The sequence below is a fragment of the Actinoplanes couchii genome (genome assembly GCF_016862075.1).
GTDB classification, from domain to species: domain Bacteria; phylum Actinomycetota; class Actinomycetes; order Mycobacteriales; family Micromonosporaceae; genus Actinoplanes; species Actinoplanes couchii.
The window spans coordinates 42,457-69,240 of sequence record NZ_BOMG01000106.1 but is presented as its reverse complement, the minus strand read 5'-3'; the positions used below and the strand labels follow the sequence as shown (position 1 = coordinate 69,240).

Genomic DNA, 26,784 nt, shown 5'->3' with positions numbered 1-26,784 from the left:
TCGGGCACTCTAATCAGTGATTCCGTCGATCGGAACCACCGTTCAGCGCCTCCTGGGTTCGCTCCCACAGCCGTTCGGCCAGCCCGATGTCCCCGATCTGGGGATTGGTCTTCTTCGGTAGCCGGTCCTTCACGTAGTACCGGCCGGGCTGCCAGTCGACACCGGGAACCCCCTGGACGAACCGGGCGAGGGTACGGCCGCCGGACTCGACGTCGTCCAGGAAGAGACGTCGCCCGATCGTGGTCCGGTAGATGAGCCGGGTCGGGCTGCTGGTGTCGTGACCCATGTTGGTGGCGATCTCACCCGGATGGAAACTGACCGCGTTCAGCCCTCGGTGGCCGTACCGCCGCTGCAGTTCGCTGGTGAAAAGGATGTTGGCGATCTTGCTGTCGCCGTAGGCCTTGTCGGCACTCCATTTCCGGCGGTTGTTCAGGTCGTCCAGGTCGAGCCGCCCGAAGATCCGGGACGCCTCGCTGGCCGTCTGGATCACCGAGGCGCCGGAATCGACCAGCCGGTCCATCAACAGCGTGGTCAGCAGGACCGGCGCCAGGTGGTTGACCTGGAGCGACTTGTCGAAGCCGTCACCGGTGTCGCCCTTGCGGAAGTTCTGCCCGGCGTTGTTGGCCAGCACGTCGATCCGGGGGTAGGCGTCCAGCAGTTCGGCCGCCAGCCGCCGCACCTGGTCGAGGCTGCCGTAGTCGGCCAGGTGGTAGGGCGCTTTCGCGGCCGCGGCGACCGCGGCGGTCTTGTCCGGCGACCGCCCCACGACGACGACACGTTCCCCTCGGGCGGCGAGTTGCCTGGCCGCGGCGGCCCCGATGCCGTCGCTGGCGCCGGTGATGATGATCGTTCGTGGTGTCATGGGGTCACGCTAAAATCTCACATTGATGTGAGATTCAAGCTTCTGTGGCGGACCTCTCGCCTCGTCTTGTCCGGTTCATCAAGATCAATTCTTCGAGCGACGCGAGGGTACGGGTGAGCCCCGCGATGTGGTCGACAAGCTTGTCCCGCTCGGTGACGAGATGCGCGAACGCCGCGTCGGAGGACTCGTCCCCCGGCGATTCGAGGCAGGGCAGGACCTCCAGGATCGCCTGGCTGGAGAGCCCCGCGGAGTAGAGCCGCTGCAGATAGGCGACCCGGTCCACACTCTCCTCCGGATAGTGCCGGTGCCCGCCGGCACTGCGCGCACTGGAGAGCAGCCCCTGCTCCTCGTAGTACCGCAACGACCGGACACTGACCCCCGACCGAGCCGCCAGATCCCCGATCCGCATCCGCCCTCCCCACACCCCTGTCGCGCCCAGAGTATTCCGGCGGCCGCGCCGTCAATCCATCAGCCAGGTCAGACAGCCGTCTTCGACACCGGCATGCCACCGGTCGAACTCGGTGCCGCCGGTCAGCGCGCCGGCAACCTCCGCCAACATGGCCGCCACGTTCGGCCAGTCCGGCCCGTCGTACTGCCAATCGTCATTCCGGTGTATGCCGACACATCCGAAACGCGGCCCCCGGCGCAGATCGAGAAAGAGAAAATCGCCGCCGAAGTCGCGAGCGACCGGCAGCCACTGCGGAAGCCATGTTCCGTAAGTGGGCGACCCGGCCGGTTCCGCCATCCACTCCGGCAGTTCCGGCACCTTCGGCGCGAGATCGACAATCCCACGGTGGAACTTCCGGGCCCGCCCGGTGGAGAGCGGCCGGAACGCCATCGGAACGAGTTCGATCAACCGTTCCTCGTCGGTCCCGTCGGCCAGACGCCACCACGCCCGCTGGTCAGCCGGCAGCCGAACACCCATGGCCTCCTCGACAGCGCGCAGGTCCGGCTCGGTGGCGGGGGCGCGAAAGCCGTCGATCTGGTCCGGTGCATGCCGCGCGAACCAGGCGAGGATCTTTGTCCAGGAGTCGCCGACGAGCTCCGATCGCTTCATGTGATCAGCATTCCGTAGCCGCCCGAGGTCACGCCGTTCCTCCGGTAAACCGGTGGCCGGCGGCGCTGTCCGTGACGAGGATGCGGGGATGCCCGGTAAACCTGAAGGATTCACCTACCGCCTCCGCAAGAACGGGGACGTGGAGCTCCTGCACCACGACCGCCCCGCCGGCGTCCTACGCGGCGCGGCCGCGACCCGCTTCCTGACCGACGTGGAAACCGGCGACCCGCAGGAGCTGGTGGCCCGCGTCACCGGCAACTACCGGCACGGCAACGAGCGGACAGCCCGCAACCACCCCCGCAACCGAAGCCGCTGAGTCATTCCGGTTCCCCGCGTCACCGGCGCACCCGCCGATGGCATGAATCCGCCGGGTCGACCGGTCCAGGCCCGGGGAACGCGAAAGGGCGCCCACTCCATGGTGGGACGCCCTTGTCGCGTTAGCTGGCGGCGAACTCAGAACCAGACTTTTCGACCACCGACCGGGCGGCCGACGGCGCCGAGGATCCAGAGCACCGCACCGATCACCAGGAGAACGATGCCGATCGTGTAGAGGATGGACACCTTCAGGAAGATGCCGAGCAGAAGAAGGATAAGACCAAGAACCAGCATGATTTTGTCTCCATTTCAGGGCGGGTTTTCCCGCCGACCGCTCTGTACCCGACACGTCGGAAAGCTAATCCGGTCGATGGCGGCCTCAGCACTTCGCGGCAGATCCCTCGGGCGCTCCCGCCCGGCTCGGAGGCCGGCGATCGAAGGGATTCAGCAGGTCAAGCGCTTGAACGGCGACCGGTCGGTGCGAGGGCCGGCAGGACGCGCACTCGTCGATGGTGGCGTGGATCATGTCGCGGCATCGGGGGAGAGACGGTCCGTGGTGGTTCGGCACGGGTCCGATTCGGTCAGATGGCCGAGGGCGCCGGCCCCTACCCGGAGCGGCGGCATGCGGACCTCCGAAACCGGCGCCGAGCAGAGCGGTGTCTTCGGCCTTGCGGAACCAGATCAGGATCAGTAAGGCCTGGTAATAGCAGGTCAGGGCTCGTGTATATCCAGCACCGTCCGGTCCGCGGGCATTTGCCCGTGTCGTGCCGAATCAGACGCCTCTCCTTGCTGAGATCACGTCTTGCGAACACGAACACGGGAAGCGAGGAGATTCTGTATGGATGGCGTCCTCGTTGATCGTGGTGCTGTATGGGAGATGGAGGTTGTTTGGCCCTCCGAAGCCGGCTTGCGGAAGCAGGCTTCAAACCACCACGAGGGGCGTTGGCTGAAGACCGTCGTCTTGAGCGTCGTGGAAAAGGCGTGGCTGAGACTGCGTCAGGTATGGACCGGGAAGATGAGCGATGAACGAGAGTTCTCTGTCGTTGACGTGTCGAAACTCAGTCAGATGACATCAAAACCGAGGCCGGATGTGAGTCTCGGGATAAGTCTGGGGGAAATCCGTTTACTGCCCAGGCGGTGTCCGGCATATAGGCAGCATGAGCCCGGTCCAGGCTCTCATATGGAACGTGTGAAGGCGGACCCCGATACTGTCCGCTGGGGGACCGGCGGCGAGAGGAAGAACTCCAAGCGGCGGAAACCGCGAGGAGCAGAGTACCGAAGCGGGGCCGCTGGCGGACTCGCCCGTAGTAGCTGTGAACCGCCTGCGTATCGCAGTGGGCCGGGGAGCCAAGGGGCGGGGTCGTTCAGGCTGGCGCACGTGGTCAACCGCAAGGGAGGAGCCGCGTGAATCAGCCGAGTTTGTCAGGAAAGTCGCATGATATCTCCAAGCATCTGATCTGGGATGCGTGGTTGAAAGTGAAAGGTAACGGGGGAGCGGCCGGGGCCGACGGCGTGACGATCGAGCAGTTCGAGCAGAATCTGAGTAACAACCTGTATCGGCTGTGGAATCGAATGTCGTCGGGTAGCTACTTCCCTGGGCCGGTCCGGGCTGTGGAGATCCCGAAGAAAGGCGGAGTCAGGATCCTGGGAATCCCCAACGTGATTGATCGTGTGGCCCAAACGGCGGCGGTGCTGGTATTGGAGCCGGACGTGGAGAAAGTCTTCCACGACGACTCTTATGGTTATCGTCCCGGCCGGTCACCGATCGACGCGGTAAGGATGTGTCGAGAGCGGTGTTTCCGGCGGGATTGGGTCGTCGATATGGATGTCAAAGCGTTCTTCGACTCGGTGCCGTGGGACTTGATGCTCAAGGCGATAGCGCGACACGTGTCCCAGTCATGGGTCATGCTGTATGTGACGCGCTGGCTGCAAACATCGATGCTGAAGCCCGATGGAACCTTGGCCCGACGGACGAAGGGAACACCGCAAGGCGGCCCGATCTCCCCGTTGATCGCCAACATCTTCCTGCACTACGGCTTCGATACCTGGATGGCCCGGGAGTTCCCTGCCATCTGGTTCGAGCGGTTCGCAGATGATGTGGTGGTCCACTGCGTGACCGAACGCCAGGCGCATCATGTGTGGCAGGCGATCGATCGCCGGTTCGCTGACATCGGGCTGCAACTGCATCCCGACAAGACGCGGATCGTGTACTGCAAGGACGACCGGCGGCGCCAGTCCTACGGCCGGGTGACGTTCACGTTCTGCGGATATACGTTTCGTCCCCGAAAAGCATGGGACAAGATCCGTAGGCGGTCCCGCACGGGATTCCTGCCTGCGGTTGCCCCGGGGAAACTGGCCGACATGAGCCGCAAGGTGGCCTCCTGGCGGCTTCATCGACGCACGACCGAGAATCTGGCCGACCTCGCCGGAGAGATCAATCCAGCTCTACGGGGCTGGCTGAACTACTTCACCGCGTTCTACCCGAGCGCGGTCATCCCGATCGGCAAGCGCACCGACCGCCATCTGATGCGCTGGGCGCGGTGGAAGTACAAGCGGCTCAAACCCAGCGAAGACCGGACGCGGACATGGCTGAAAGCAGTCCGCGAGCGGAAACCCAGGATGTTCGCTCATTGGGCGCTGCGGTACACGACCTGATAAATGAACGGCACGAGCCGGATAAACCGAGAGGTTTACGTCCGGATCTGTGGGGGCCCGGGGGTGAGATTCCCCCGGGCTACCCGGCAGTGCAGTCAGGCGGCCACGATTGCGCATCCCGTATCAGCTCCACGACGCGTCAGGCTGCGTTCGGGTGGGGTGCCGGCTATTCGGCCAGGCTGGGGGACTGGTGGGACCAGCGGTGTGCGGTCAGTTCCTCGACGATGAAGTGGGCTACATCGGCTCGGGTGACACGCCAGCCGCCTTTCGGGGTGCTGTTGTCGGTGGCTCGGCAGGTGCCGGTGGGCTCGCCGTCCCGGAGGTAGGTGGGGCGCACGAACGTCCAGTCCAGGTCGCTGTCGCGGATGGTGTCCTCCATCCGGGCCATGTCGGCGTACAGGTCGGCGCCGATCGGGCGGATCAGGTGGCGGTACCACCAGGCGTGGTGGGGGTCGTCGGACCGGACGCCGACCGAGGTGATCGCCAGCAGCCTGGTGACCCCGGTGGCCCGCATCGCCGGTACGACAGCCCGGGCGCCGTCGGAGTAGAGGTTCCCGGCCTTGCGCCCGGCCGGGCCGATCGCGCAGACGACGGCGTCCTGGCCCCGGAGTGCGGCGCGCAGGCTGTCCGGGTCACGGATGTCGGCTCGTTCCACACGCAACCCGGGAACGGGTTCGATGCTGCCGGGGTCGCGGACGGCTGCGGTGACGTGATGCCCGGCGCGCAGGGCTTCGGCGACGATCAGGCGGCCGGTGCGGCCGGCGGCCCCGAGAACTACGACCTCGATACTCATGCTGCGTTCCTTTCGGTGTGGGGCAGAGCCAGGACGGCCACGGCGCAGAGCACGCAGGAGGCGGCCACGACGAGCGCGCCGGTGGCCAGGGCGCGGGCCGGAACGGCGCCGGCCAGGAAGACGGTGCCCAGCACGGCGACACCGAGAGCGGTGGCGATCTGCTGGACGGCGTTGATGGTTCCGGAGGCGCTGCCCACCTCGCCGGGAGCGGCCACCGAGAGGGTGCGCTGGATCAGCGGGCCGAACAGCAGGCCCAGCCCGAGCCCACTCACCAGACCGGCGGCGCCTAACGCCGGGTCCGACATGCCGGTGGACGCGACGGCGGCGAATCCGAGCACACCGAGCAGTTCGACGCCGAGCCCGGCGTGCAGCAGGTGACGGCCGAGACGCGGGGACAGCACCGGAACGAGCAGGGACGAGACGGCGATCCCGGCGGCCACCGGAGCGAGCGCCAGTCCGGTGTGCAGTGCCGAGTAGTGCAGGCCGAGCTGCAGGTACAGCGACAGGATGAGCATCAGGCCACCGGACCCGGCGAACAGGAGCACGGCCACGGACAGGCCCGCGACGAACGGTCGCTTGCGGAGCAGGGCCGGCGCGAGGATCGGGGAACGGCTCGTCGTCTGTCGCCGGGCGAGAGCGGCGAAGGCGAGCACCGCGGTGGCGAGCATGACGAACGTCCACCATGGCCAGCCGGCTTCCCGGCCCTGGATCAGCGGCAGCACCAGCAGGGCCGACCCGGCGGCGACCAGCACCGCGCCCAGCGGGTCGAGTCGTGCATCGGAGTCGCCGTGATCGGCGGGCATCCAGAGCAGCGCCCCCAGGATCGCGAAGGCGCCGAGCGGCACGTTGATCAGGAAGATCAGGCGCCAGTCGAGGCCGCCGAGGTCCCAGGCGATCAGCATGCCGGCCAGGATCGGCCCGCCGATTCCGGCCAGGGCGCTGACCGGGCCGAACAGGGCGAAGGCGCGTCCTCGTTCCCGGTCGCCGGTGAAGACCGTCGTCAGCACCCCGAAACCCTGGGGGATCATCAACGCGCCGAGCGCGCCCTGGGCCACCCGTGCCGCCACCAGCATCTCCGGTGAGACGGCGGCGGCGCAGGCCACCGACGCGAGTGTGAAGCCGGCCGCGCCGATGACGAACAGCCGCCGGCGTCCCCACCGGTCGCCGAGACGCCCGCCGATCACCAGCAGCACCCCGAACGGGAGCGCGTAGCCCGCGGTCAGCCACTGCAGGGTGGCTTCGGTGCCGCCGAGCCCGGCCAGCACCGAGGGCCCGGCGACGGTCATCACCGTCGCGTCGAGCAGATCCATCACGGCGCCCGTCAACACCACGGCGAGCACCCACCAGCGTTTTTCCATCACATCTCCTGACGAACGTTGTTCGTGACGAACTATGTTCGCTACGAACAGTGTTCGTCAAGCGGTAGAGTGGTCGAGTGACTGACCGCACCGCCCGTCCCCGGGACACGCCACGGACCCGCCCCGCCAAAGCGCCGCTGAGCCGCGAAGCCGTCATCGCGGCGGCACTGCGACTCGTCGACGAGACCGGCACCGGCGCGGTGACCATGCGCCGGGTCGCGCAAGCGCTGGATACCGGGCCGGCGTCGCTCTACGTCTACGTGGCCGACCGCGATGAGCTGATGGCCGAGGTCTACGACCTGGCCCTGGCCGGGGTCCGCCTGCCCGGCCCGGCCGACGGCGACTGGCGGGCCCAGCTGGAGCTGCTCGTCGACCGGGCCATCACCACACTCGGCGGGCACGACGGCATCGCCCTGGTCGCCATCACCCGGGCGCCGACCGGGCCGAACGCCCTACGCCTGCTCGAGGCGTCGATGACCCTGCTGCGCGCCGGCGGCATCGACGACAGCCTGTGCCCATGGGCGGCCGACCTGCTCGATCAGTTCGTGACCTCGTCAGCACTGGAACTCGCTGCCAGGTTGCGTCACCAGCGGGTCCTGGCGGCGACCGGCGACTCGGCCGACGCCACCGAGGCGGCCATGTCCGCCGCCGCCGGAAGCGAACTCGACGCCGCCTACGGCAACCTGTCCCCGGACACCCACCCCACCATCACGGCTCTGCTCCCGGCCATGACCACCGCCGGGCGCGACAGCCACGGTCATGCCACCTGGAAACTCGGCGTCATCATCGACGGCCTGCTCCTTCATCACCGTCGTCGGTGAGGGACGCATCCGGCCCGGCGGTCGCGGGGAGGGCCGGACGGGCCGCCCTCCTCGCGGCGACCGTCACGGGAGTCGTGGGTTCGGCGGGGAGGTGTAGCCCGTACCGGAAAATGGGGGTTGATCTGCCATTCTTCGGTAGTAACCGTCTTCTTGCGACAGAGCGTCGTGGGTGCCGGCGGCGGTGATGCGGCCCTCGTCGACCACCAGGACCCGGTCGGCGGTGCGGATCGTGGAGAAGCGGTGGGCGATGATCAGCAGGGCGCAGCGTGCGGACACCTCGTGCAGGGTCTCGGCCAGGGCGTTCTCGCTGTCCGGGTCCAGGTGGGCGGTGGGCTCGTCGAGCAGGATCACATCGGGTTCGGCCAGCAGGCAGCGGGCGATCGCGATCCGCTGGCGCTGGCCGCCGGAGAAACGGCGGCCGTGGTCGCCGACCGGGGTGTCCAGGCCGTTCGGGAGGGTTTCGATCAGGCGGTGCAGGCCGGTCATCGCCAGCACCCGGCGGATCTCACCGCCGGTGACCGAGGTGGCGCCGTAGAGCAGGTTGTCACGCAGCGTGCCGGCCAGGAGTGGGTTGTCCTGGTCCACCAGGCCCACCACCGAGCGGTGCCGGGAGTACGGGATGAACCGGGATTCGCGGCCGTGCAGCAGGACGGTGCCGTGGTCCGGTTCGTAGAAGCGCTCGGCCAGCGCGAAGATCGTCGACTTGCCCGCTCCGGACGGGCCGACCAGGGCGGTCTGGCCGCGGGCGGGGATGCTGAAACCGACGCCGCGCAGTACCGGCCGGGTCGGGTCGTAGCCGAACCAGACGTCCCGGAACTCCATCACCGGGCCGGACCGCCGGGGGGTGCCGGTCACCCGGGCCACCGCTACCGGGCGATCGGTCTCCACCGGCATGGCCAGCACCTCGCCGATCCGCTGCAGCGCGCCGGAACCCTGCTGCACCGCGCTGACCGCCTGGAAGATCTCGTAGATCGGGGCGGCCAGGTACGTCATCGCCAGCGTGAACGCGATCAGCTCACCGAGGGTGATCGCCCCGGACGAGACCCGGGTGGCGCCGACCAGCAGCACCGCCAGGAACGCCCCGCTGACCGCCAGGTCGTTCGCCGGACCGCTGAGGGCGACCATGCCGGCCATCCGCAGGTTCGCCAGGTACGCCCCGCGCGCCGACGTGTCCAGCCGGACCGCCTCCACCTCCTCGGCCCGGCACGCCCGGACCAGCCGGATGCCGCCGAGAGCCCGCTCCAGATCCGCGAGCAGCACCCCCTCGGCGGTCTGCGCGGTCCGGGACTCGGCGCGCACCCGCCGGACCACCGCCAGCAGCGCCGCGAACGAGCCGCCGAACAGCACCACCACCGCGCCCAGCAGCCACGGGTCCAGCCAGGCCAGCACCCCGATCGACGCGACCAGCCCGATCGCCCCGGCCAGCCCGGTGCCCAGGCTCTGCGCGATCAGCGTCTTGACCGCGGCCGTGTCACCACAGGTCCGGGCGATCAGGTCGCCGATCCGGCCGGTGTCCAGCGCGGACAGCCGGACCCGCAGCAGATGCCCGGTCAGGTGCCGGCGCAGGTCGCGGGTCATCGTCTCGCCGGTGTGCGCCTGCACCCAGCGGGCCAGCGCCAGGGCGGCGGCCTGCGCGGCGAACAGGGCGGTCAGCGCGCCGATCACCGGCCACGGGATCCGGCCAGCCGCCGCCGTGTCGACCGCTTCCCGGGCCAGCAGTGGCTGGACCAGCGCCAGCATCGTGCCGAGGAGACTGAGTGCGGCCGCCGCGACGATCGGCCGCCGGTACCCGCGAGTGAGCCGGCGCAGGTCCAACCAAGCCCCCTTTCGACCCTTCCGACGGTAAGCGCCACTGATGGGCGCCGGGCCGGGACGTGAGCGCGGCAAGGGGCGGCTGATCGTCCTTTCGTAGGATCGGGGTCATGCGTCTGCTGGACTCACTGCACCAGTCCGCCGATCTCGATCGGGTCGTGGTCACTCCGGAGGGGACGCTGTCCCGGCACGAACTGCTCGGGCGTGCTTCCGGGGTGGCGGCCGCCATCGCCGGGGAGCGGATCGTGGCGGTGGAGGCCACACCGGGGTTGTCGACGATCGTCGCGGTCACCGGGGCTCTGCTGGCCGGGGTGCCGATCGTGCCGATTCCCCCGGATGCGGGGTCGTTGGAGCGGGCGCACATCTTGCGGGACTCTGGGGCGAAGCTCATCAAATCCAAAATGTCGGAAATGTCGGGCGAAATCAGCGAGCCTTCGCCGGACGCACCGGCACTGGTTCTGTACACCAGCGGCACCACCGGAGCCCCCAAAGGCGTGGTCATCTCCCGAGCCGCCATCGCCGCCGGATTGGACGGCCTGGCCGAAGCCTGGCAGTGGACACCTGACGACACCCTGGTCCACGGGCTGCCGCTCTACCACGTACACGGCCTGGTCCTAGGTGTTCTGGGTCCACTCAGGCTGGGTTCCCGCCTGGTCCACACCCACAAGCCCACCCCCGCGGCGTACGCCTCGACCCAAGGCACGATGTACTTCGGCGTACCGACGGTATGGTCCCGGATCGCCGCCGACCCCGCCGCCGCCCGCGCCCTGGCCCCGGCCCGCCTCCTGGTGTCCGGCAGTGCCCCGCTGCCGGTCCCGGTCTTCGACGCGCTCGCCGCCCTGACCGGCCAGGCTCCGGTCGAGCGGTACGGCATGACCGAAACCCTGATCACGGTGAGTGCCCGTGCCGACGGCGAACGCCGCCCCGGCCACGTCGGCCTCCCGCTGACCGGTGTCGAGACCCGGCTGGTCGGCGCGGACCGGGACGGGGAGAGCATCGGCCATCTGGAGGTCCGCGGCCCGACCCTGCTCGACGGCTACCTGCACGACGGCGGGGTGCGCCCGCCGGAGCTGACCGACGGCTGGTTCCCGACCGGCGACGTCGCCACGATCGGCCCGGACGGCTGGCACCGGATCGTCGGCCGGGCCTCCACCGACCTGATCAAGACGGGTGGGTACCGGGTCGGTGCGGGCGAGGTCGAGGACACCCTGCTGCTGCATCCGGCGGTCCGGGAGGCGGCGGTGGTCGGGTTGCCGCACGCCGACCTGGGTGAGCAGATCACCGCGTTCGTGGTGGCCGATCCGGTCGCGCCGGACGAACTGATCACGTTCGTCGCCGAACGGCTCGCCGCGCACAAACGTCCCAGAGCCGTGCATCTGGTCGACAGTCTGCCCCGCAACGGCATGGGCAAGGTGCAGAAGAGCGTGTTGATCGCCGGATGACTCAGGTCGCGGCACCCACCTGCCGATCGAAGGTCTCGTGACGAGAGCGACCGCGTATCTCACCGTCGCGGCGGTGTGGGTGCTGGCCGGGATCGGTCTCGGCGCCGCCGGTTTCCGCTGGCCGGCACCGGAGTGGCTGCTCTGGCCGGTGTCCGCCGGCGCCACCGCGATCGCCGTGCTGGCCTGCCGGAACGCGGCGCTGACCGGGAACGGGGCGGTCCGCGACTTCTGGCGGCGGCTGGCCACGGTCAACGCGCTGCTGACCGCCGGCACCGTCGCGCACCTGGTGTTGCAGCTGCTCACCGGCTCGGCGGCGGCGATGAACCCGGTGACCGCGGCCGGGTACGTGGCCGCCGCCGGTCTCGCGATGGCCGCCGTGATCCGGTTGCCGACCGAACGCCGCAGCTGGCGGGGCACGCTCGCCACGGTGCTGGACGTCGCGATCGTCGGGGTCGCCGCGACCCTGGTGCTGACCCACTTCGTGTGGCGTACCAGCCGGTTCACCCACGGCGATCCGCTGGTCACGACCCTGCTGATCGTGGTCATGGTGACGGCGTGCGCCGCGGTCGTCGCGCTGATCAAGGTGGGTGTCACCGGGGCCGGGCCGGCGCTGGCGCCCGCGCTGTGGGCGCTCACCCCGGCCGGGGTGCTCGGCCCGGCGTCGTGGCTGATCGACCCGGCGCTGATCGACGTCCGGCACCTGAACGGGACGGTGGTCACGCTGCCGCTGGCCGGGGTGCTGTTCACCTTCGCCGCCCGGGTGCAGACCCGGATCAACACCGGCCCGCGTACCGAGAAACCGCAGCCGCTGCCCACCGAACGGCGCGGCGGGGTGTGGCGGCACGTCGGCCTGGTCCCGTACGCGGCGGTCGCCGTGGTCGGCACCATGCTCCTGGTGGTGACGCTGCGCAACGGCTTCCTGCCGTCCGGGCTGGCCGCCGGCTCGGTGGCGCTGACCGCGCTGGTGGTGCTCCGGCAGCTGACCGCGCTCGTCGACAACGCCGTCCTGCTGGACCGTCTCGACGACCAGGCGCACCGCGACGACCTGACCGGGCTGCCGAACCGCCGCCTGTTCACCGACACCCTGGCCGCCCGGACCGCGCCGACCACGGTCGCCGTCTGTGACCTGGACGGTTTCGCGACCCTCAACGACCGGCTCGGCGACGACACCGGCGACGCCCTGCTGCGGGCGGCCGGCGAACGGGTCAGCGCGACGGCGGGCGACGACGCGGTGGTGGCGCGGCTGCTCGGCGACGAGTTCGGCGTGCTGCTGCCGTCGGCCGGCACCGGCCTGGCCGAGTCCCTGGTGGCGGCGTTCCGCACCCCGCTGCGGGTGGCCGACCGCGACCTGCTGGTGACGGTGACCGCCGGCGTGGCGACGGGCTCCGGCGCCGACGTGCCGGACCTGCTGCGCCGCGCCGAGGTGGCCCTGCAGGCCGCGAAGTACACCGGCACCGACCGCTCCCGCGAACACAGCCCGTCCCTGGACGCGACCGCCCAACATCACGCCGAGCTGGCCGCGGCCCTGCGCCGGGGCTTGGAGCTGGGCGAGTTCCGTCTGCTCTACCAGCCGATCGTTGAGCTGCCGACCGGCGCCCTGAGCGGCGTGGAGGCGCTGATCCGCTGGCACCCGTCGGACCGCCCGGTGATCTCGCCCGCCGAGTTCATCCCGGTAGCCGAACACAGCGGCCTGATCATCGACCTGGGCGCCTGGATCATCGACCAGGCCTGCACGGACGCGGCCACCTGGCAGGATCGCCACGGCACCGCCCCGAGAGTCAACATCAACGTCTCGGCCCGCCAGCTGCTGGACCCGTCCCTGCCACCGCTGGTAGCCGACACCCTGCACCGCCACGGCCTGACCCCCGAGTCGATAACCATCGAGATCACCGAAACGGCGGTTTTCGCCGGCGGGGCGGCCCTGGAAACGGTACGGGAGCTGCGGGAGCTGGGCGTAGGCCTGGCCCTGGACGATTTCGGCACCGGCCACAGCTCGCTGACGCTGCTACGCACCTGCCCGGTGACGACGCTGAAGGTGGACAAGTCCTTCATCGACGACCTGAACGGCACCGCCGAACAGGAAGCCATCGCGTCGTCCTTGAGCACGATTGCCAGCACGCTGGGCCTACGGGCGGTAGCGGAGGGCGTGGAAACCCGAGACCAGGTCGACCGCCTGCACGCCCTGGGCTACCGCTACGCCCAGGGCTACTACTTCGCCCGCCCGATACCAGCCGAGGAGATCGACGCCCTCTTGAACACCCCGATCCCCACCCCATAACCCCTTCTTCCGATACGCCTACACCGCCCGCCGATCCCACAACTCCCGTGGCGGCCACGCAAGGAGAGCGACCCGCCCGGCTCTCCCCGCGACTGCCGGGCGGATGCGTCCCTCGCCGGGCCGCAGCCCCGCTCTCCCCGCACCTCACTACCCGGGGGCGGACCGGGTAGCCAGGGTGTGGAAGTCGGGGATCAAGGGGTTGGGGTCGGTTGTCCGGGTCATCAGGACGACCTGGGACGGGGCGGCGTCCTCGATGGGGATCGTGGACGGGGTTGTCTCGGTCCGCTCGGACGGCACCTCGCGCACCACCGGGTTCGAGTTGGTCGCGGACGGCGGCGCGACGACGATCTAGGCGGGGAAGGCGGCCAGTTCCTTGACCGCGCTGGCCAGGCGTAGGTCGAGGCCGGAGTGGATCAGTTCGCGGCAGTCGTGGTCGCCGGCTGTGGCCAGGCGGCGGATGTCGTGGATGGCGGCGCTGATCCGGTCGCGGACCTCGCGGATCATGCCGCCGGTGGTGCCGCGCCAGCCGTACGCGTCGAGCAGCAGCCGTAGCCGGCGGGGGCGGTCGGCGAGGTCGGCCCAGTCGTCGTCGGCGTTCAGGGGCACCCAGGCGAACGCGGTGAACGCCAGGTCGGCGTCGCGGGTTACCGGGCCGGCGAAGTCCCAGCCGACAAAACCGGTCAGGCGCAGCCCGTCGCGGGTGGCGTTGTACGGGGCGGCGTCGTTGTGCCCGATGATCAGCCCGGGTTCCCAGTCGCCGCCCTTGCGCCAGACGGCGTCCGCGGGCGGCACGAAACCTTCGACGGCCGTGTGGTACTCGCGCAGCCACTGGGCGACCTGCCACAGCGTGTCGTCGTTGCGCGCCCACTCCGGCCAGGGCATCGCCGGGCCGGTGGGCCGGTCGGCCGGTGGCGCGCCGTCGAAGCCCGCCTGTTCCAGGTGCCGCAGCAGGGCCTGGATGGCGGGCGTCCACGGTTCCCCCACCGGGCCGCTGGGTAACTCCGGTTCGAAGCTCATGATCAACCTCCGGGGTGGACGGTAGCCCGGAGATCATCGATCATGCATCGGCCAGGCGTCCTACCGGCACCTGACGAAAATGGGAATTTATGCAGGCCGGGTCGCGGAGATCACGCTGATCCCCACGACCCGGGCCGTGTTCTTATACGAACGTCTCGTTGGCGTCGGCCTTGGCGAGCAGCAGCGGCGGCGGCAGGAACCGGTCGCCGTACCGCTCGGCGAGCTGCCGGGCCCGCGCCACAAAACCGGGCAGACCGCCCTCGTACTGGTTGATGTACTGCAGCACCCCGCCGGTCCAGCCGGGGTAGCCGATGCCCAGGATGGAGCCGATGTTCGCCTCGGCGACCGAGGTCAGCACCCCCTCGTCGAGGCATTTCACCGTCTCGATGGCCTCGATGAAGAGCATCCGCTCCTTGAGGTCCTCGAACGGGATCGCCACGTCCGGCTTGGCGAACGCGGACAGGCCCGGCCACAGCCCGGTGCGCTTGCCGTCGGTGTACTCGTAGAAGCCCGCGCCACCGGACCGGCCGGGCCGCCCGAACTCGTCGATCATCCGGTCGATGACCTGGTCGGCCGGGTGCGACTCCCAGTCCTGGCCGGTGGCGGTGGCGGCCGCCCGGTACTCGTCACGGATCTTGCGGGGCAGCGTCAGGGTCAGCTCGTCCATCAGCTGCAGCACCGGCGCGGGGTAGCCGGCCTGGCTGCTGGCCTGCTCGATGCTGGCCGGGGCGACACCCTCGGCGAGCAGCGCGATGCCCTCGTTGGTGAACGTGCCGATGACCCGGCTGGTGAAGAAGCCACGGCTGTCGTTGACCACGATCGGTGTCTTGCGCAGGCGGCGGACCACGTCCAGCGACCGGCGTACCGCCAGGTCGCTGGTCTTCTCGCCTTTGATCACCTCGACCAGAGGCATCTTGTCGACGGGGGAGAAGAAGTGCAGCCCGATGAAGTCGGCCTGCCGGCTGACCCCCTCGGCGAGCGCGGTGATCGGCAGTGTCGAGGTGTTGGAGCAGAGCAGCGCGTCCGGCGCGACCACACCCTCGATCTCGGCGAACACCTTGTGCTTGAGCGCCGGGTCCTCGAAGACCGCCTCGATCACCAGGTCGGCCCCGGCCAGGTCGGCGATCTGGTCGGTCGCGGTGATCAGGGCGAGCAGGGCGTCACCCTTCTCCTCGGTGATGCGGCCGCGGCCGACATCCTTCGCGACCAATTTCTCCGAGTACGCCTTCCCTCGCCGCGCGCCGTCGAGGGTCACGTCCCGCAGCACCGTGGGCAGCCCGGCGCGCGCGCTGACATAGGCGATCGCCGCGCCCATCATGCCCGCGCCCAGCACCGCGACCTTGGTAATCGGCGGGACCTCACCGATGTCGCGCTGGCTCACCTCGTTCAGGTCGAAGAAGAACGCCTTGATCATGTTCTTGGCGACCGGGCCGGTGACCAGGTCGACGAAGTAGCGGGTCTCGATGACGAGCGCGGTGTCCACATCGACCTGCGCGCCCTCGACGGCCGCCGACAGGATGTTGCGGGGCGCCGGGTAGGGCGCGTTCTTGAGCTGTTTGCGCAGGTTGGCCGGGAACGCGGGCAGCAGCGCGGCGAGCGACGGCGTGGACGGCGTCCCGCCCGGGATCCGGTAGCCCTTGGTGTCCCACGGCTGGGCGGCCTCCGGATTCTGGATGATCCACTCCCGGGCCGCGGCGATCAGTTGCTCCGGGGTGTCCACCACCTCGTCGATCAGGCCCAGCTGCAGTGCCTTGGCGAGCTTGTGCCGGGTGCCCTTGAGCAGCACCTCCATCAGCGCGGTGGTCAGGCCCAGCAGCCGGACGGTGCGGACCACGCCACCGCCGGCGGGCAGCAGGCCGAGTGTCACCTCGGGCAGCCCGACCTCCAGCCGCGGATCCTTCAGCGCGATCCGCCGGTGGGTGGCCAGCGCCAGCTCCAGTCCGCCGCCCAGAGCCGACCCGTTGAGCGCGGCCACCACCGGCCGGCCCAGCGTCTCCAGCCGCCGCAGCTGGCCCTTCACCCTGGTGGACAGCTCGAACACGTCGCCGCCGCGGTCGGCCGGCACCGAGCCGAGCTGGTCCAGGTCACCGCCGGCGAACCAGGACTTCTTCGCCGACGTGATGATCACGCCGGTGATCTCGTCGCGCTCGGCCTCGAGACGGCTGACCGTCTCCTCCATGCTGCGCACGTACGCGTCGTTCATGGTGTTGGCGCCGCGGCTCGGGTCGTCGAGCGTGAGGGTGACGATGCCGTCGGCGGCGCGGTCGTACCGAATGGTCTCGGACACTTGTCGTTTCCCCTCAGAGTCGTTCGACGATGGTGGCGATGCCCATGCCGCCGCCGATGCAGAGCGTGGCCAGGCCGTACCGGCCGCCGCGTCGCTCCAGCTCGTCGACGAGGGTGCCGAGGATCATGGCGCCGGTGGCGCCCAGCGGGTGGCCCATGGCGATGGCCCCGCCGTTGACGTTGACCTTCTCCGGGTCCAGTTTCAGATCGTCGACGAAGTGCAGCACCACCGCCGCGAACGCCTCGTTGATCTCGACCAGGTCCAGGTCGTCGACGGTCAGCCCGGCCTTGTCCAGGGCTTTGCGGGCGGCCGGCGCCGGGCCGGTGAGCATGATCGTCGGGTCGGCGCCGCTGAGCGCCGCGGACACGATCCGGGCCCGCGGGGTGATGCCGGCCCGCTCGCCGGCCCGGGCCGAGCCGATCAGCGTGAGCGCCGCGCCGTCCACGATGCCCGACGAGTTGGCTGCCGTGTGCACGTGGTCGATCCTCTCCACCCAGTGGTACTTCTGCAGTGCCACCGCGTCGAAGCCGCCCTGGTCGCCGATGGTCGCGAAGGACGCCGGCAGTCTGCCCAGGCTCTCCACCGTGCTGTCCGCGCGGATGTGCTCGTCGCGGTCCAGGATCAGCAGGCCGTTGCGGTCGCGGACCGGGACCACCGAGCGGTCGAACCAGCCGTTCGCCCAGGCGCGGGCGGCTTTCTGCTGCGAGCCGACCGCGTACGCGTCGACGGTCTCGCGGGTGAAGCCGTCCATCGTGGCGATCAGGTCGGCGCTGATGCCCTGCGGGATGAAGTCGGTGTTCAGCGCGGTCTCCGGATCCATCGCCCAGGCGCCGCCGTCGGAGCCCATCGGCACCCGCGACATCGACTCGACCCCGCCGGCCAGGACCAGGTCCTCCCAGCCGGACCGGACCTTCTGCGCGGCGATGTTCACCGCTTCCAGGCCGGAGCCGCAGAACCGGTTGAGCTGCACACCGGCCGTCTCGTAGGGCAGCCCGGCCGCGATCGCCGCGGTCTTGGCGATGTCGGAGCCCTGGTCGCCGATCGGGGACACCACACCGAGCACCACGTCCTCGATGTCGGCCGGGTCGACCGACGGGAACCGCCGCCGCAACTCGTCGATCAGGCCCACCACCAGCGAGATGGGTTTCACCCCGTGCAGGGATCCGGTCTTCTTCCCCCGGCCGCGCGGGGTTCGCACGGCGTCGTACAGATAGGCCTCGGTCGTCATCGACAACTCCCCTGTGTGCGAATTGCGACTAACTTTTCCCGATGTTTCCGCTAGGTGTCAAGGATATGAGACGTGATCGGAGGTGAACCACGGGTCACCGTTAGGCTGTCTGTCATGAGCATCGCCGCGGCCGGCGAGCCGACGTCCCCCGCGGTTCGTAAACGGCCCAAGAACCGCAAGGCCCAGCTGGCACTGGCCGCCGCCGAGATGTTCTGCGACCGGGGTTACCACGGGGTCAGCCTGGACGAGATCGCCACCGCGGTCGGCATCAGCGGCCCGGCGATCTACCGGCACTTCCCGAACAAGTACGCGATGCTCGTGCACGCCACCCGGCAGCTCGTCGAGGCGGTCAGCGTCGCCACCGCGCCGCCCGCCGACGCCGGTGACGATCCGGAGCGGCGGCTGGACGCCCTGCTCGCGGTGCTGGCCCGGCTCGCCGTCGAGCACCGCAAGGTGGCCGGTCTCTACCAGTGGGAGTGGCGTTACCTGGAGGCGGAGCACCGCGAGGAGTTCCTGGCCGAGCTGGGCACTCTCGCGAGCCGGATCGTCGTACCGCTGCGGCAGGCACGCCCGGAGCTGACCGGCCGTGACGCGCACGCCCTGGTCCGGGCCGCCCTCAGCGTCTTCGGCAGCCTCGGCACCCACCGGGCCGCGATCGCCCGGGGCCGCGCCGAGGCCGTCCTGCGCCGGGTGGCCCGGGCGCTGCTGCACGGCGAGCCGGCGACCCCGCTGGTGCCCACCACCGAGTACCCGGAGCCGGAACCGGTCCTGGGTGTGACGGCGCGCCGGGAGATCCTGCTGGCCGAGTCGGTGAAACTGTTCCACCGGCACGGGTACCACGCGGTCGGCGTGGAGGACATCGGCCGGGCCGCGGGGATCAACGCGTCAAGCGTCTATCGTTACTTTCCCGGCAAGGCGGACATCCTCGCGGCCGCGTTCTACCGCGCCTCCGAGCGGGTCGCCGAGTCCACCGCGGAGGCGCTGTCCGGCGCGACCGGCGACGCCGACGCGCTGCGCCGGATGGTCGGGTCGTACGTGGAGCTGACCTTCGAGCGCAGTGCCCTGGTCAGCGTCTACCTGGCGGAGAACAACAATCTGCCCGAGGCCGACCGGCATGAGCTGCGCAAGGTGCAGCGACTGCACGTCGAGGAGTGGGTGCGGCTGCTCGGCCGGCTGCGCCCCGACCTGGCCGTGCCCGAGGCCCGGGTCCTGGTGCACGCCGCCCTCAACCTGGCCACCGACCTGAGCCGGCTGGTCCGCTTCGACCGCCGCTCCGGGATGGACACCCATCTCGGCCGGCTGATGATCACCGTGCTCCAGGCGTAGAAAGTTAAGCCGTATTCGCATCGCGCCTTCCATGGAAGTTAATGCGCGTTTACAGTCGCGCCATGGAACCCGTCCTCGAACAGCGCTGTGCCGACATAGCCCGAGACCTGACGATCCCTGCCCTGCTGCACCGCAACGCCACCGAGTTCCCGGAGCTGCCCGCCCTGAGCCTGCTCGGCTCACCGGACACCCTCACCTGGCGGGAGCTGCGCGACGAGGTCACCGTCCTCGCCCGCGGCCTCGCCGACCTGGGCCTGGCATCCGGCGACCGGTTGCTGATCATGATGTCCAGCCGGCCCGAACACTGGCTGATCGACCTCGCCGCCGTCCACCTCGGCGCGGTCCCGTCCACCGTCTACGCCACCCTCTCCACCGACCAGCTGCGCTACCTGGCCCGGCACAGTCAGGCCGGGATCGTGGTGCTGGAGGACGAGGCGGCGCTGGCCCGCTGGCAGCCGATCCTCGACGACGTCCCGGAGATCCGCCGGGTGGTGGTCGCCGAGCACACCGGCGCCGACACCGGCCGGGTCGTCTCGCTGCGCACCCTCGGCGTGCGCGGGGCGGCCGCGCACCGGGCCGACCCGGCCGCCTTCGAGAAGACCTGGCGGGAGGTACGCCCGGACCAGCCGGTCACCCTGCTCTACACGTCCGGCACCACCGGCGACCCGAAGGGCGTGATGCTCACCCACCACAACGTGATCTACCAGACCGTCGTCATGGAACACACCATCGAGACGCCGGACCACGCCGCGACCCTGGCCTACCTGCCGCTCGCCCACATCGCCGAACGGGTCCTCGGCGTCTACAACCCGATCTACCGGGCCGGGCACGTCACCATCTGCTCCGACCCGACCCAGCTGCTCGCCGGGCTGGTCCGGGTCAGGCCGGTGTCGTTCTTCGGGGTGCCCCGGATCTGGGAGAAGATGGTCGCCGGGGTGCAGGGCCAGCTCGCCACCGCCGAACCGCAGGTCAAAGCGGCCGTCGAGATGGCCCGGGAGGTGGCGCTGCAGGTGCACGGGCTGCGCCAGTCCGGCGCGGAGATCCCGCTCGAGCTGGCCGCCAAACACGCCACCCTGGACGCCCAGGTGCTCAAGCCGCTGCGCGCCAAGCTCGGGATGGACAACCTGCTCTGGCCCGGCAGCGGGTCCGCGCCGATCCCGTACGACGTCCTGCTCTACCTCGCCAGCATCGGGATCGTCGTGCTGGAGGTCTGGGGGATGACCGAGACGACTGGCACGGCGACGATCAACACCCCTGATCATTTTCGTACGGGCACCGTCGGCCGCCCCAACGGTGGCATGGAGATCCGTCTCGCCGAGGACGGGGAGATCCTGGCCCGCGGGCCACTGGTCTGCGCCGGATACCTGCGGGCCGACGGTGGCGTGGACCCGGTCACCGACGGCGACGGATGGCTGGCCACCGGGGACGTCGGAGCGTTCGACGACGACGGTTACCTGACCATCACCGACCGCAAGAAAGAGCTGATCATCAACTCCAGCGGGAAGAACATCTCACCCGCCCAGATCGAGAACCTGCTGCGCGCGCATCCACTGATCGCGCAGGCGGTGGCGGTCGGTGACCGGCAGCCGTACGTCACCGCGCTGATCGTCCTGGACGAGGAGATCGCGCCGCTCTGGGCCCGGTCCAAGGGCCTGCCGTTCACCACGGTCGCCGCCCTCGCCGAGGATCCGGTGCTGCGCGCCGAGATCGACGTGGCGGTGAACGCGGCCAACACGAAACTGGCCCGGCCCGAGCAGGTCAAGACTTACCGGGTGCTGTCGCGCGGGTGGACCCCGGAGAGCGGGGAGTTGACGCCGACGCTGAAGCTGCGGCGGCGGATCATCCAGGAGCGGTACGCGGAGGAGATCGGCGCGCTGTACACCTGAAACGCCGGACACCGGCCGGGCGTGGTGGCCCGGCCGGTGTCCGCGGATCTCACTTCTTGTATCCGCCGGGCCCGTTGCCGTCGCGGTCCCTGTCGTTGCGGCCCCTGTCATCACGGCCCCTGTCGTCGCGGCCCTTGTCATCACGGCCCTTGTCGTCGCGGCCCTTGTCGTAGCGGCAGAACTCCCACCAGCCCTTCTTGTAGCCGTGGTCCCAGCCCTGGTTGTACCCGCGAACCCAGTCACGGTCGGCCCGCCGGTTGCCGTCGCGGTCCCGGCCCGGCCGGCACTGCTCGCGGGCCTGCTCCCAGCCATCCCTGGTACCGGCCCGGTAGCCCCGCTCGTAATCCCGGTCCGATCGCGGTTCCGACGCGCCCGCGACGATCGTGACGGGCGCCGGTGCGGCGACGGCCGGTGCCGCCACGACGACGGTCCCCGCAGTCGCCAGGAACAGCGCTCCGGCGGCCATCGCGCCACTGTTACGAAGATTCATCCTGCTGCCTTCCCCCGTGTCCTCCGGGGCGCCGGCTCGGCGCCCCCGGCACTTCGAAACCTACGCCGCGGGTTCCGGGGTGTTCGCCGAAACCGCAGGTGGTTGGCCCTTCGGGCCATACCGCCGACCGTTCGGACGAACTTGTCGGACATGCCCTCGTATCGCTGTGGCCTGCGTCATCTTCTGCACCGTCAGCCGCTGACGTGACTCCGGAACGTGGTGCATGATGGCCCACGGTTCATGCTGGTGATCACCACACGCGGAGGTGGGGAAGACTTGAAGCGCCGTCAGATGCTGACCCTGATCGCCCTCACCGGAGCAGCCGGTTGCGGCACCACCGCGGCGACCACGTCGTCGGCCGGCACCCCGCCGTCCACTGTGCCTCCCACCACCCCGCCGGTCGCGTCACCGTCGTCGGCGGCCACCGCCCGGCTCGGTTCGGCCACGACCGCCACGTCGTCGGCCGCCGCGGCCGGCACCGCCGGAGCGTCGGCCTCGGCTTCGGCGTCACCGTCCGCGTCGGCCACCACCGAGGCGGCCCGCCCGTCCGGTCGCGGTGGCCCGGTGCAGGCGCCGGCCGGCAAGGTGATGCTCGGGTCGTACCTGGCGCTCGGTGGCAAGAACCTGAAGCAGAGCCTGTCGCTGCGGCGTGGGCAGCTCGACCGGGAACAGCGGATCGTGCACCGGTTCTACCCGTGGAACGGGTACGTGCCCACCTCCGAGCCGCAGGTCGCCAAGAGCAGCACCCTGATGGTGTCGTGGCACGGCGCGCCGTACGCCGGGATCCTCAACGGCAGCTCGGACGCCAACATCCGTTCGGTGGCCCGCAAGCTGAAGAACATGAAACGGCCGGTGCTGCTGCGCTGGGGCTGGGAGATGAACGGCGACTGGTTCGAGTGGGGCGGCCCGCAGAACGGGCAGAACCCGGCGAACTACGTCAAGGTGTGGAAGCGCCTGCACCGCATCTTCGGCGAGCAGGGCGCCGACAACGTGGCCTGGGTGTGGAGCCCGAACTGGAACTCGTCACCGAACACGGCCGCCAACAAGGTGCAGAAGTACTACCCCGGTGACGCGTACGTCGACTGGGTGGGCATCTCGGGCTACAACTTCTTCAACGAGACCCCGTCGACCCTGTTCAACCCGATCACCAAGCTGTACGGCGCCCGCAAGCCGATCATCCTGAGCGAGACGGCCGCGGTGAAGAACAAGGCGACGTGGATCAAACAGCTGCACACCTGGGTCGAGAAGACCCCGGCAGTCGGCGCCGTCGTCTGGTTCGACACCGACATCCAGGAAGGCACCGACCACAACTTCCGCTTCGACACCGACACGTCGTCGCTGGCCGCCTACCGCTCGATGGCCCGCAGCCCCCGCTTCACCGGCTGACCCGACCGGAAAATCACGCGCCAGGAGTCCGCCGGCAGGGCAGACTCGCGGCCATGAGTGTTCGGGACGTAGCCGGGTTGAAGGCCGAGCTGAAAGGTGGGCGGCGCGGAAAGTACCTGTTCTTCTGGGGGCATCAGCCGGAGAAGAGCGGGGCTCCCGGGTCCGGGTGCCTGAGCCAGTGGTTCCCGTCCGCGTTCACTGTGGACGGGGTGCGGTTCGCCACCGCCGAGCACTACATGATGTGGCGCAAGGCGGTGCTGTTCGGGGACGACACGATGGCCGAGCGGATTCTCGCCGCCGGGCACCCGCAGCAGGCCAAGAATCTGGGCGGGCGGGTGGCCCGGTTCGATCAGCGGGTGTGGGACGAGCAGCGGGTGCCGATCGTGGTGGCCGGCAACCTGGCCAAGTTCTCCGCGCACCAGGCGATGCGTGACTACCTGACCGGCAGCGGCGAGCGGATCCTCGTCGAGGCGAGCCCGGTGGACCGGATCTGGGGGATCGGGCTGGCCCGGGACGACGAGCGCGCTGCCGACCCGTACCGCTGGCGGGGCCTGAATCTTCTCGGTTTCGCCCTGATGGAGGTCCGCGACCAGCTCGTCACAGGGTGAGGGTGCGCCGGGTGGGGTGGCCGTCCCGCTTCTGCCAGTGGTCGGTGTAGACGATCCGGGCCGGCGACAGGACGGCCAGCACGCAGCGGGCCGGGTCGGCCAGGAAGCGGTCGCGTTCGGTCTCGTGGATGCGCGGGGTGACGATCCGCCAGCGGGATTCGAATTCCTCGTCGCCGGGGGACAGGATCCGGGCGGTGCCGAAGAGCTGGGCGCCCCGGCTGCTCTCGACGGTGGTCAGCGGGGCGAAGACGCCTGCCGACATCCGCGGGTCGGCGCGCAGGTTACGGATCTTCGGGGAGTCGCCGAGGGACGTGACGATCAGGTCGAAGCCGTCCGCGAAGTAACGCACCGGCGTGGCGTGCGGGGCGCCGCTCGGGTCGGTGGTCGCCAGCACGCACATGTTGTGGGTGGCCAGCAGGTTCAGGATGCTTTCTTCGAGAGACACCTGCAAATGATCACCCCGGGGAGTCCGGGGTGATCATTCGGAGGGGGAATCAGCCGCCCAGAGAGGTGGCCGCGGCCTTGATGGCCGCCGAGAAGTAGCTGACCTGGGTGTAGACGCCCGGCTTGTTCGGGCGGGCGCAGCCGTCGCCCCAGCTGACGATGCCGACCTGGACCAGGCCGGACGCGCCCTGGCGGAACATCGGGCCGCCGGAGTCGCCCTGGCAGGTGTCGACGCCACCGGCGGTGTAGCCGGCGCAGATCTCCCGGGCCGCGTTGACCTGCCCGTTGTACATGCTCGACGAGTTGCAGGTGGTGTCGCTGACGAACGGCACGGTGGCCTTGCGCAGGTAGCGCTGCTGCGCGCCGTTCTCGCTGGCGGCGCCCCAGCCGGCGATGGTGAAGGTGCCGGTGTCGTACGTGGTGGACGTGGTGATCGGCAGGGTGCCGATGTTGGTGCCGCTGACCGCGCTGGCCAGGCGGATGAGCGCCCAGTCGTCACCGGTGCTGTTGTAGCCGGGTGCCCGGTAGACGTAGTTCGACTTGCGGGTCACCCGGCTGGTCGACTGCAGGTCGACGACGCCGAAGGTGGCGGTGATCGACGTGTTGGTGCCGGTGCCGCTGACGCAGTGGCCGGCGGTCAGCACGAGCGTCGGGCTGTAGAGGGCGCCGCCGCAGCCCATCGACAGGCGAACCATGAACGGGAACTCGCCGAGGGTGGCGGTGGTGCCGCCGACGACGGTCGGGGTGATCGGGTCGGCGGAGGCCGCCGCCGGGGACATCGTGGCTGCCGTGACCGCCGCGGCCAGGACGGCCAGAAGGGTTCGCCATCTGCGCATGTCGGTTCTCCTCAGGTCTGGGGGTGCACCGATCATTGCATCGACGTTGATGGATATAAACATCCCGGGTTGCTTATATCGTGGGCGGGTGAGCATCCCTGAACTGCGCCTTCTCCAGGAGTTTCAGACGGGCACCGGTTACGGCGCCTACTCCGAGTGCTTCGGCCTCGACGACTGGAACGACACGTCCGGGCTCGAGGCCGGGTGGTCCAAGGACCCGGAGTTCCTGGCCCGGCTGATCCCGTTCGCCACCGCGACCGGCGGCGGATCGTTCTACGCGATCTGGCGTGCCGACGACCGGGAGGATCTGGCCGCCCTGCCGGTGGTGGTCTTCGGCGACGAGGGCGGCGAGCACGTGATCGCCGGTGATCTGCGGGGCCTGCTACGGCTGCTCACCTACGACACCGAGCCGAGCGTGGACCACGAGGAGGTCTACTTCCACCGGCCCGACGACTCCGGGCACAGCGAGGCGCACGACGAGTTCGTGACCTGGCTGGGCACGCACTTCGGCCTGGCGGCCACCGACGATCCGGACGAGATCGTCAGGGCCGCGCAGGCCGAGTGGGGCGAGCGGTTCGCCGCCTGGAAAGAGCCCTACCTCAACATTTAGCAGTACGTGGCCTGCTTGCCGATCACCTTGTAGGGGCAGTCCGCGGCCTCGGCGATCATCAGTGCCGCCGTCCGGTTGCGGGCCGTCTCCACCGGGATCACGCTGGCCGGCGGGTAGAAGCCGCCGCCCGACGCGCTGCCCGGGTACAGCTCGAAGGTGAAGGCGAAGATCTTGTGTACGCCCCACAGCCAGTCGAGCGAGTCACCGTCGGTGATGTAGAGGTCGCTGGACTGCTGGGGCGTGTACCCGTTGGTCGCCGCCATCTGCTGGCCGAGCGTCGCGAACGTGTTGTACTGGTCGGCGTTCATGCCGGTCGCGGTGTTCGCGGTGGTGTGCCCGTACGGCCAGAGCACCAGCTTCGAGTACGAGTGGAAGTCGATCGCCGCCTTGATCTGCTGGACGCCGCCGACGACCCGGCTGTTCACGAAGTCCCGGATCACCCTGGTCTCCGGTGAGGAGAACGCCGACGGCCCGCGGTACGTGGCCGACGAGGTGGTGCCGGACGAGCCGCCGCAGCAGCCCCAGTTGTAGCCGTAGTTGCGGTTCAGGTCGGTGCCGACGTAGCTGGAGCCGCTGTTGGGCTGCCGGTTCTTGCGCCACGAGCGGTAGCTGCCGGTGGCGATGTCGTACTCGACACCGTCCGGGTTCACCATCGGGATGATCCAGATCTCCCGGGTGTCGACGATGTTCTTGACCCGGCTGTCCGAGGCGTACGTGCCGGTGAACTGGTTGAGCAGGTAGAGCGCCTGCTCGGCGGTCAGGTGCTCGCGGGCGTGGTGGTTGGCGTCGTACAGCACCTCGGGCTCGTTCTCGTCGGTGGCGACGTTGTCCGAGATCTTGACGGCGACGATGTCGCGGCCCTCGTACGACTTGCCCAGCACCTGCTTACGTGCGATCGACGGGTAGGCCGCGACCACGGTGTTGATCTCGGCGATCGTCTCCGCGTAGTCGTGGTAGGCCGCGTCGGCCGGCGGGAACGCCGTCGCGGACAGCGGCGACTCCACCGTGAACCCGAGTTGCCGCAGCCTACTGACCTCGGCGCCGGTGGCGGTGATGCTGGCGACCGAGTGTTCGATGCCGTCGATCGCGGCGCCGGTGCGCTGGATGGTGTTGCGTTGTGCGACCGTGCGGACGTCGAGGACCTGGTATTCGGCGGCCGGGTCGGGGGCGGCCCCGGCTCCGGCGGGGGAGGAGGCGGACACCGCCGCGGTCGCGCTCAACGCGACCGCGGTCAGCACCGCGAGGGAACGTCGTCTCATGAACGACCTCCGAC

General features: G+C 69.8%; 24 protein-coding genes and 1 pseudogene. 11 read left to right on the top strand and 14 right to left on the bottom strand.

The window, feature by feature from the left end; translation table 11 throughout:
* Positions 1-13: 13 nt before the first annotated feature.
* From Aco03nite_RS43475 to Aco03nite_RS43465, 3 genes are read right to left on the bottom strand one after another with little or no spacing between them, the layout of a single operon-like run.
* The gene (locus Aco03nite_RS43475) at positions 14-862 is read right to left on the bottom strand and encodes an SDR family NAD(P)-dependent oxidoreductase (RefSeq protein WP_203807285.1); all 849 of its coding nucleotides are present in this window, start codon (positions 860-862) and stop codon (positions 14-16) included.
* A 34-nt stretch (positions 863-896) separates the two neighbouring features.
* Positions 897-1,271 (bottom strand): MerR family transcriptional regulator, encoded by a 375-nt coding sequence (locus Aco03nite_RS43470; protein WP_203807283.1) that lies wholly within the window; start codon positions 1,269-1,271, stop codon positions 897-899.
* A 51-nt stretch (positions 1,272-1,322) separates the two neighbouring features.
* A complete protein-coding gene (locus Aco03nite_RS43465; RefSeq protein WP_203807281.1) occupies positions 1,323-1,919 on the bottom strand; it encodes an SMI1/KNR4 family protein in 597 nt (198 codons plus the stop codon).
* Positions 1,920-2,007: 88 nt separating this feature from the next.
* On the opposite strand from Aco03nite_RS43465, the gene Aco03nite_RS43460 reads away from it, so the two are divergent.
* Positions 2,008-2,235 (top strand): hypothetical protein, encoded by a 228-nt coding sequence (locus tag Aco03nite_RS43460; RefSeq protein ID WP_203807279.1) that lies wholly within the window; start codon positions 2,008-2,010, stop codon positions 2,233-2,235.
* 137 nt (positions 2,236-2,372) lie between these two features.
* Here the strand turns inward: Aco03nite_RS43460 and Aco03nite_RS43455 are convergent, their stop codons facing one another.
* Positions 2,373-2,528 carry a hypothetical protein gene (locus Aco03nite_RS43455; RefSeq protein ID WP_092549807.1) on the bottom strand — a complete coding sequence of 52 codons (156 nt, stop codon included), beginning with the start codon at positions 2,526-2,528 and terminating at the stop codon, positions 2,373-2,375.
* A 1,110-nt stretch (positions 2,529-3,638) separates the two neighbouring features.
* Between Aco03nite_RS43455 and ltrA the strand changes: the two genes are divergently transcribed.
* A complete protein-coding gene (ltrA, locus tag Aco03nite_RS43450; protein ID WP_203807277.1) occupies positions 3,639-4,889 on the top strand; it encodes a group II intron reverse transcriptase/maturase in 1,251 nt (416 codons plus the stop codon).
* Positions 4,890-5,055: 166 nt separating this feature from the next.
* Here ltrA and Aco03nite_RS43445 read toward each other — a convergent pair whose 3' ends face one another.
* Both Aco03nite_RS43445 and Aco03nite_RS43440 read right to left on the bottom strand, forming a co-directional pair.
* Positions 5,056-5,682, bottom strand: a complete 627-nt coding sequence (locus Aco03nite_RS43445) for an NAD(P)-dependent oxidoreductase (RefSeq protein ID WP_203807275.1) — start codon at positions 5,680-5,682, stop codon at positions 5,056-5,058.
* A complete protein-coding gene (locus Aco03nite_RS43440; RefSeq protein ID WP_203807273.1) occupies positions 5,679-7,040 on the bottom strand; it encodes an MFS transporter in 1,362 nt (453 codons plus the stop codon). The genes Aco03nite_RS43445 and Aco03nite_RS43440 overlap by 4 nt, the downstream gene beginning before the upstream one ends.
* A gap of 77 nt (positions 7,041-7,117) precedes the next feature.
* Between Aco03nite_RS43440 and Aco03nite_RS54410 the strand changes: the two genes are divergently transcribed.
* Positions 7,118-7,861, top strand: coding sequence for a TetR/AcrR family transcriptional regulator (locus Aco03nite_RS54410; RefSeq protein ID WP_203807271.1), 744 nt, complete (start codon positions 7,118-7,120; stop codon positions 7,859-7,861).
* Positions 7,862-7,924: 63 nt separating this feature from the next.
* Here the strand turns inward: Aco03nite_RS54410 and Aco03nite_RS43430 are convergent, their stop codons facing one another.
* Positions 7,925-9,676, bottom strand: a complete 1,752-nt coding sequence (locus Aco03nite_RS43430) for an ABC transporter ATP-binding protein (RefSeq protein ID WP_203807269.1) — start codon at positions 9,674-9,676, stop codon at positions 7,925-7,927.
* A 107-nt stretch (positions 9,677-9,783) separates the two neighbouring features.
* On the opposite strand from Aco03nite_RS43430, the gene Aco03nite_RS43425 reads away from it, so the two are divergent.
* The 3 genes from Aco03nite_RS43425 (at position 9,784) to Aco03nite_RS43415 (ending at position 13,745) form a co-directional block, all read left to right on the top strand.
* Entirely contained in the window at positions 9,784-11,115 is a 1,332-nt protein-coding gene (locus tag Aco03nite_RS43425; RefSeq protein ID WP_203807267.1) for an AMP-binding protein, read from the top strand.
* Between the two features lie 37 nt (positions 11,116-11,152).
* The gene (locus tag Aco03nite_RS43420) at positions 11,153-13,393 is read left to right on the top strand and encodes a putative bifunctional diguanylate cyclase/phosphodiesterase (RefSeq protein ID WP_239145919.1); all 2,241 of its coding nucleotides are present in this window, start codon (positions 11,153-11,155) and stop codon (positions 13,391-13,393) included.
* A gap of 199 nt (positions 13,394-13,592) precedes the next feature.
* Positions 13,593-13,745, top strand: coding sequence for a hypothetical protein (locus Aco03nite_RS43415; protein ID WP_203807265.1), 153 nt, complete (start codon positions 13,593-13,595; stop codon positions 13,743-13,745).
* Here the strand turns inward: Aco03nite_RS43415 and Aco03nite_RS43410 are convergent.
* The 3 genes from Aco03nite_RS43410 to Aco03nite_RS43400 all read right to left on the bottom strand — a co-directional run bounded on the left by Aco03nite_RS43410 (position 13,742) and on the right by Aco03nite_RS43400 (position 17,925).
* Positions 13,742-14,410: an aminoglycoside phosphotransferase family protein gene (locus Aco03nite_RS43410; RefSeq protein WP_203807263.1), complete on the bottom strand. Its 669-nt coding sequence runs from the start codon at positions 14,408-14,410 to the stop codon at positions 13,742-13,744. The genes Aco03nite_RS43415 and Aco03nite_RS43410 overlap by 4 nt on opposite strands.
* Before the next feature lie 142 nt (positions 14,411-14,552).
* Positions 14,553-16,697, bottom strand: a complete 2,145-nt coding sequence (locus Aco03nite_RS43405; RefSeq protein WP_203807261.1) for a 3-hydroxyacyl-CoA dehydrogenase NAD-binding domain-containing protein — start codon at positions 16,695-16,697, stop codon at positions 14,553-14,555.
* A 13-nt stretch (positions 16,698-16,710) separates the two neighbouring features.
* Entirely contained in the window at positions 16,711-17,925 is a 1,215-nt protein-coding gene (locus Aco03nite_RS43400; protein ID WP_203807259.1) for an acetyl-CoA C-acetyltransferase, read from the bottom strand.
* Between the two features lie 114 nt (positions 17,926-18,039).
* Between Aco03nite_RS43400 and Aco03nite_RS54405 the strand changes: the two genes are divergently transcribed.
* Both Aco03nite_RS54405 and Aco03nite_RS43390 read left to right on the top strand, forming a co-directional pair.
* Positions 18,040-19,251 (top strand): TetR/AcrR family transcriptional regulator, encoded by a 1,212-nt coding sequence (locus Aco03nite_RS54405; RefSeq protein WP_203807257.1) that lies wholly within the window; start codon positions 18,040-18,042, stop codon positions 19,249-19,251.
* A 62-nt stretch (positions 19,252-19,313) separates the two neighbouring features.
* The gene (locus Aco03nite_RS43390) at positions 19,314-21,137 is read left to right on the top strand and encodes an AMP-dependent synthetase/ligase (protein WP_203807255.1); all 1,824 of its coding nucleotides are present in this window, start codon (positions 19,314-19,316) and stop codon (positions 21,135-21,137) included.
* A 49-nt stretch (positions 21,138-21,186) separates the two neighbouring features.
* Here the strand turns inward: Aco03nite_RS43390 and Aco03nite_RS43385 are convergent, their stop codons facing one another.
* Positions 21,187-21,627, bottom strand: coding sequence for a hypothetical protein (locus tag Aco03nite_RS43385; protein ID WP_203807253.1), 441 nt, complete (start codon positions 21,625-21,627; stop codon positions 21,187-21,189).
* Positions 21,628-21,903: 276 nt separating this feature from the next.
* On the opposite strand from Aco03nite_RS43385, the gene Aco03nite_RS43380 reads away from it, so the two are divergent.
* Both Aco03nite_RS43380 and ybiA read left to right on the top strand, forming a co-directional pair.
* Positions 21,904-23,013: a glycoside hydrolase family 26 protein gene (locus tag Aco03nite_RS43380; protein WP_203807251.1), complete on the top strand. Its 1,110-nt coding sequence runs from the start codon at positions 21,904-21,906 to the stop codon at positions 23,011-23,013.
* 53 nt (positions 23,014-23,066) lie between these two features.
* Positions 23,067-23,621 (top strand): riboflavin biosynthesis intermediates N-glycosidase, encoded by a 555-nt coding sequence (ybiA, locus tag Aco03nite_RS43375; RefSeq protein ID WP_203807249.1) that lies wholly within the window; start codon positions 23,067-23,069, stop codon positions 23,619-23,621.
* On the opposite strand, the gene Aco03nite_RS43370 is transcribed toward ybiA, so the two are convergent.
* Positions 23,611-24,066, bottom strand: coding sequence for a pyridoxamine 5'-phosphate oxidase family protein (locus Aco03nite_RS43370; protein WP_239145918.1), 456 nt, complete (start codon positions 24,064-24,066; stop codon positions 23,611-23,613). The genes ybiA and Aco03nite_RS43370 overlap by 11 nt on opposite strands.
* A 49-nt stretch (positions 24,067-24,115) precedes the next feature.
* Entirely contained in the window at positions 24,116-24,901 is a 786-nt protein-coding gene (locus tag Aco03nite_RS43365) for a S1 family peptidase (protein ID WP_203807247.1), read from the bottom strand.
* A gap of 88 nt (positions 24,902-24,989) precedes the next feature.
* On the opposite strand from Aco03nite_RS43365, the gene Aco03nite_RS43360 reads away from it, so the two are divergent.
* Positions 24,990-25,511, top strand: coding sequence for a hypothetical protein (locus Aco03nite_RS43360; RefSeq protein WP_203807245.1), 522 nt, complete (start codon positions 24,990-24,992; stop codon positions 25,509-25,511).
* Here the strand turns inward: Aco03nite_RS43360 and Aco03nite_RS43355 are convergent.
* Positions 25,511-26,770: pseudogene (locus tag Aco03nite_RS43355) on the bottom strand (M14 family metallopeptidase); the annotation flags it as partial. The gene Aco03nite_RS43360 and the pseudogene Aco03nite_RS43355 sit on opposite strands and share 1 nt — an antisense overlap.
* Positions 26,771-26,784: the final 14 nt, after the last annotated feature.